The organism is Rheinheimera sp. NSM (genome assembly GCF_052380015.1).
In the GTDB taxonomy this organism is placed as follows: Bacteria; Pseudomonadota; Gammaproteobacteria; order Enterobacterales; family Alteromonadaceae; genus Alishewanella.
Genome location: NZ_JBQTCI010000003.1, coordinates 611,609 through 617,608 on the forward strand (window position 1 = coordinate 611,609; position 6,000 = coordinate 617,608).

At 50.4% G+C, this 6,000-nt stretch carries 6 protein-coding genes; 1 reads left to right on the plus strand and 5 read right to left on the minus strand.

Features of this window, described 5'->3' with window-relative positions:
• Positions 1-41 precede the first annotated feature (41 nt).
• Positions 42-266 (plus strand): VF530 family protein, encoded by a 225-nt coding sequence (locus tag ACTZWV_RS12275; RefSeq protein WP_444786817.1) that lies wholly within the window; start codon positions 42-44, stop codon positions 264-266.
• Positions 267-279: 13 nt separating this feature from the next.
• Here ACTZWV_RS12275 and ACTZWV_RS12280 read toward each other — a convergent pair whose 3' ends face one another.
• The 5 genes from ACTZWV_RS12280 to ACTZWV_RS12300 form a co-directional block, all read right to left on the minus strand.
• A complete protein-coding gene (locus tag ACTZWV_RS12280) occupies positions 280-849 on the minus strand; it encodes a nucleoside deaminase (RefSeq protein ID WP_444786818.1) in 570 nt (189 codons plus the stop codon).
• A gap of 152 nt (positions 850-1,001) precedes the next feature.
• Entirely contained in the window at positions 1,002-1,472 is a 471-nt protein-coding gene (gpt, locus tag ACTZWV_RS12285; RefSeq protein ID WP_444786819.1) for a xanthine phosphoribosyltransferase, read from the minus strand.
• Between the two features lie 30 nt (positions 1,473-1,502).
• The gene (deoD, locus tag ACTZWV_RS12290; RefSeq protein WP_444786820.1) at positions 1,503-2,204 is read right to left on the minus strand and encodes a purine-nucleoside phosphorylase; all 702 of its coding nucleotides are present in this window, start codon (positions 2,202-2,204) and stop codon (positions 1,503-1,505) included.
• Positions 2,205-2,213: 9 nt separating this feature from the next.
• The gene (locus ACTZWV_RS12295; RefSeq protein WP_444786821.1) at positions 2,214-3,428 is read right to left on the minus strand and encodes a phosphopentomutase; all 1,215 of its coding nucleotides are present in this window, start codon (positions 3,426-3,428) and stop codon (positions 2,214-2,216) included.
• Between the two features lie 213 nt (positions 3,429-3,641).
• On the minus strand, positions 3,642-5,807 hold the full coding sequence (locus ACTZWV_RS12300) for a prolyl oligopeptidase family serine peptidase (RefSeq protein WP_444786822.1): 2,166 nt from the start codon (positions 5,805-5,807) through the stop codon (positions 3,642-3,644).
• Positions 5,808-6,000 lie beyond the last annotated feature (193 nt).

The following is a 6,000-nucleotide window of genomic DNA, read 5'->3' on the forward strand; positions in this document are numbered from 1 at the left end:
AGGGTGGCTATTTTTTTACCGGCAACAACAAAGGACTTTACATGTCTCAACCGAAAAACCCGCTACACGGTGTAACGCTGGAGCAAATCGTCACCGCCTTAGTTGATCACTTTGGCTGGCCGGCTCTGGCACAGCAGGTAGATATCAACTGCTTTAAATCAGAGCCATCAGTAAAAAGCAGTCTGAAGTTTTTACGCAAAACGCCGTGGGCACGACAAAAAGTAGAAGAGTTGTATGTGGCAAAAAAGCTGTATCAGCAAGTCTGATACAGCTTTTCGTCTAACCGTTGTAAATAGCGCCGCCGCCACTCACATAGCTTTGCAGTACCTTGTTAGCCGCATCGCGCTGTACCAACCGCACTACTTCAACACCGGCATTGGTAAGATAATCATAGCTGCTGTCATACACCGGGCCTTCGTCAAAACCTATAGCACGGGCGTCGTCAGCTGTAGCTGCACAGACTAAACGCTTTACCCCACTCCATAAGGTGCCGCCTAAGCACATAGCGCAAGGCTCGCACGAGGTAAACAGCTCACGCTTAACGCCATCGGCCGATAAACTAAAGCTCTGCACGCTTTGCTCTGCCAGCATTATCGCCATCATCTCGCCATGCGCAGTGGAGTTATGCAGTGGCATTACGCGGTTTACACCAACACTGACCAGCTTGCTGCTGGCGCAGTCAAAAATAGCACTGCCAAAAGGGCCGCCGGTGCCGCGCAGCACGTTTTGCTTTGACAGCTCTACCGCCAGTGCCATTTTTTCATCGTCGTTTTGATACACTTTTTGCCAGTCGACTACGTCGTTAATCCAGTCCGGCAAGTGCAGGGTTAATTGTTGTATTGCGGTCATAATTACTCTCTAAAAAGATTCAGCACTTTAAGCTGACAAGAACCGGATTGCCCTAAGCGGACCGTTGAAGCCCCGGACGGGCTGAGACGAGCCCCCAGGGATGGGTTTACGGCGTGTTCGCGTGGGCAATCCGGTTCGCAGGGGCTAAACCTTTACTTCTCAGCCAATGGCTTGCTATAAGCCAGTTCCATATCCCATGGCAGCTGGATCCAGGTGTCCTGCTCGATGTCCGTTACATACTTATCCACCAGTGGCTTACCTTGTGGCTTGGCATAAACGGTAACAAAACAAGCTTTCGGGAAATGCTCACGCAGGGCTTTGGCCGTTTCACCGGTATCCACCAGGTCATCCACAATCAGCAATTTTTCTGAGTCCGCCAGGCTGGCGTCTTTTAAAATGCTTAAACTACCTTGCTTATCATGCTCGTAACTGGCAACGCAGATACTGTCTACCACGCGGATATTCAGCTCACGGGCTAAAATAGCCGCCGGCACCAGGCCGCCACGGCTTACTGCGACTATGGCGTTGTAGTCATGGCCTAACAGCTGATGTGCCAGCTCTTTGGTGGCGCGGTGAAAAGCTTCCCAGGACACGTAAAACATTTTATTGCTGGATAACGACATGGTTCAATCCTGTAGTCAGTTAAACGGTGATCAGAGGCAGCCCAGTGCCACTTCGACCATTTCATTAAAGCTGTTTTGGCGCAGCTCTGCGCTTAACGCCTCGCCGGTGCGGATGTGGTCGCTTACCGTAAAGATAGCCAGTGCATTAATGCCGTATTCTGCAGCCACACCGTACAAACCGGCGGCTTCCATTTCAACTGCCAACACACCGTACTTTTCTAAGGTGTCGAACAGGGTTTCGCTGGGGTTGTAGAACAAGTCAGAGGTAAACACATTACCCACTTTAACGTTAATATTTTTTGCGCGGGCAGCAGCTACCGCTTTTTCCAGTAACTCAAAGCTGGCCATAGCAGCAAAGTCCATCCCCGCCAGGCGGTTGCGATTAACGTTAGAGTCGGTGCTGGCGCCCATGCCAATAACCACGTCACGTACTTTAACATCCAGTGGCAAGCCACCGCAGGAACCGATGCGGATAATGTTTTTTACGCCGTAAAACTTCACCAACTCGGTGGCGTAAATAGACATCGACGGTATGCCCATGCCGGAGCCCAGTACGCTAACCGGCTTACCATTATAAGTACCGGTATAACCAAACATATTGCGCACTGTATTGACGCATACGGCATCGGTTAAAAAGGTTTCAGCAATATGCTTAGCGCGCAACGGGTCGCCCGGCATTAATACTGTAGGGGCAAAAGCGCCTTCCGGCGCATTAATATGCGGAGTTGCCATAAATATCTCTTAGTTAATTTTATTCAGGAAGGAGTCGCCGTACGCCATAGCGTCCAGCGTAAAATAATCGGCCAGTGTCTGGCCAATATCGGCAAAGCTCATGCGTTCGCCAAGATCAGTGCCCTGCATGCCGGGTTTGTATACCAGCACCGGAATATATTCACGGGTATGTTCAGTACCAGGCCAGGTTGGGTCACAGCCATGATCCGCGGTCAATATCATCAGTGTGTCATCATCACAAGCGGCCATTAATTCCGGCAAGCGGCGGTCAAAATACTCCAGCGCTTCGCCATAACCTATAGGGTCACGCCGGTGGCCAAAGTTCTGATCAAAATCGACCAGGTTGGTAAATACCAGGCTGTTGTCCGTCTGCTGTGCCATCTGTGCCAGGGTTTTATCAATCAGTGCTTCCAACCCGGTGGCTTTTAAACTTTCACTGATGCCCTGGTGGGCATAAATATCGGCTATTTTACCGATGCTTACCACCCTACCACCAGCAGCAGTAAGTTTATCCAACACAGTGGGTGCCGGCGGCAGTACAGAGTAATCGCGGCGGTTGCCGGTGCGGGCATAGTTGTTTGCGTTGTCACCCAAAAACGGCCTGGCGATAACGCGGCCAATATTGTAATCATCCAGCAGTTCACGCGCGACCAGACAAAAATCCAGCAGCTTTTGCAGGCCAAAATGCTCTTCGTGCGCCGCCACCTGAAACACGCTGTCGGCTGAGGTATAACAAATCGGTTTACCGGTTTTAATATGTTCATCACCCAGCTTTACCAAAATATCGGTACCTGAAGCATGGCAATTGCCCAAAATACCGGGCACGCCGGTGCGCCGGCACAGCTCGTCTATTAATGCCGGCGGAAAGCTGTCGGTTTTGTTATGGAAATAGCCCCAGTCAAACAGCACCGGTACACCGGCAATTTCCCAATGGCCACTGGGGGTGTCTTTACCGCTGCTCAGCTCGCGGGCATGGCCATAGCCGCCAACTATGCTATCGCTGTCGGCTACGTCGGCTGCAATGCCATGCGATGCTGCAGCGCCGGCTTTAACCAGCCCCAGTCGCGCCAGATTAGGCAACGCCAGCTGACGGCCGGTTTTAGCGCGAAATGCTTTGGCAATACTGGCGAAGGTATTAGCACCGACATCGCCAAAGGTGTCCGCATCCGGCGCATAACCGATACCGAAACTATCCAATACCAGGATCACTGCTTTTTTTGCCATAGTCCTGCTCCTGCCATCTGTGTTATTCGTTGGTGTATCTACTGCGACCAGCATAACCGCTATAGGGTTCGTGCAACAGTGGCCGACACATTTAAAAAAAGGGCACGCAGTGTAAAACGAACGCTGCAGCTTTACAATAAGGCCGGAGGGCTTTGCCGTTAGCCAAAGACAAAAAACCCGCCGGTTGGCGGGTTTTTTATGCCATAGCCGCGGTTACGGCAGCTGCTGATAGCCCATGTTATACAGCGTAAAGCTGAAGATATCTGCCATCTGTTCAATCTGCTTTGACACCGGCGTACCGGCACCGTGACCGGCATTGGTTTCAATGCGGATCAGCTGCGGATTTGCTCCGGCATCTTTGGCCTGCAGCTCAGCCACAAACTTAAACGAATGCGCCGGCACCACGCGATCGTCGTGATCGGCTGTAGTCACCATAGTGGCAGGATGCGCCACACCGGCTTTAACATTATGCACCGGTGAGTAACCCAGCAGGTAATCAAACATTTCTTTACTCTGCTCGCTGGTACCGTAGTCATACGCCCAGCCGGCACCGGCAGTAAAGGTATGATAACGCAGCATATCCAGTACACCCACGGCCGGCAGTGCTACTTTTACCAGCTCCGGCTTCTGTGTCATTACCGCGCCCACCAACAAGCCGCCGTTTGAGCCACCACGAATAGCCAGTTTATCTTTTGAGGTATAGCCTTCTTGTTGCAGGTACTCTGCCGCAGCAATAAAGTCGTCAAATACATTTTGCTTTTGCAACTGCGTACCGGCGCTATGCCAGGCTTTACCGTATTCACCACCACCACGCAGGTTCGGTACGGCGTAAACACCGCCCATATCCAGCCATACCGCATTAGGGATACTGAACCCCGGTGTCAGGCTAACGTTAAAGCCACCGTAACCGTATAACATGGTTGGGTTAGTGCCATCGCGTTTTAAGCCTTTTTTGTAACTGATGATCATCGGTACTTTAGTGCCGTCTTTTGAGGTATAAAATACCTGCTCAGACACATAGTTATCGCTGTTAAAATCCGCGCCCGACTTACTGTACACCTCTGAGCTACCGCTTGCCGGCGCAAAGCTGTATATGGTTTGCGCTGTAGTGTAGTTAGTAAAGGTGTAATACAGCGTATCATCAGCTTTCTTGCCACTGAAACCACCTACGCTACCCACACCCGGCAGGCTGATATCACGCACCAGTTTGCCGCTGTAATCGTATTGCTGAACTTTGGCGATAGCATCAACCATATACTCGGCAAAAATGTAGCCGGCGCCGGTTGAGGCACTCAGCACATTGTCGGTGTGCGGGATCAGATCAACCCAGTGCTCAGGCTGTGGCTTAGCCGCATCTACCGTTACCACTTTTTTGTTCGGTGCATTGAGGTTAGTCACCAGATACAGTTTGCTGCCATCGTTATCCAGTAAGTCGGTATCAGAATCAGTGTGATCCAAGATGGTCACCAGAGCGCTGGCAGGCTTGGTTAAATCTTTTAAAAACAGCTTGTTGCCGGAGGTTGATACGGCAGCAGAGATCAACAGATAGCGGTCGTCTTCTGTAACAGAAGCGCCAACATAACGGTGCTTTTCGGCATCAGTGCCACCAAAAACGACCGGGTCATCTTTTTGTGCTGTGCCCAGCTTATGGTAATACAGCTTATGCTGATCAGTTTTGGCCGACAACTCACTGCCATCCGGCTTGTCATAGCTGGAGTAGTAAAACCCTTCGTTACCTAACCAGCTTATACCACTGAACTTTACATCAACCAGTTCAGTTTCCAATTGCTGTTTGGTTTCAACATCAATAACGATAATTTTGCGCCAGTCACTGCCGCCCTCTGAAATAGAATACGCCAGTTTGGAGCCGTCTTTCGAGAAACTGACTTCGGCCAGAGACGTGGTGCCATCTTCACTAAAGGTATTAGGGTCAAGAAATACTTCGCTGCTGCCATCTTCTGATTGGCGGTACAACACATACTGGTTTTGCAGGCCGTCATTCTTATAAAAATAGCTGTATTTGCCTTCTTTAAACGGCGCACTGACTTTTTCATAATTCCATGATGCCGCCAGTTTTTGCTTGATCTGCTCGCGGTACGGAATTTGTTCCAGATAGTTAAAGGTGACGTTATTCTGCGCCTTTACCCAAGCTTCAGTTTCACTGCTGCGGTCATCTTCCAACCAGCGGTACGGATCAGCAATTTTTTGTTCAAAATAGCTGTCTACTACCTCAGTTTTGGCGGTTTGCGGATAGTTGATAGTCAGTTTTTTAGTTTCAGTCATAGTAGTACTGTCAGGTCCGGTTACACTGTCGGTGCCGGGGGCGCCGCCACAAGCGGCCAGCAAGGATATAGTAAGAATGCTTAAAACATGTTTCATCTGCGCGGACTTCCTGTTTCTGGTTGTTATAAACGCCAACGAGCTTAACAAAGAAGCCCGCCCTTGCCTATTTCAACAGAACGGATTTTGCCGGCGATTAAACGAAAAAACCCTAACCAAAGGGTTAGGGTTTTAATGATGGTGCCCAGACCCGGAATCGAACCAGGGACACGCGGATTTTCAATCCGCTGCT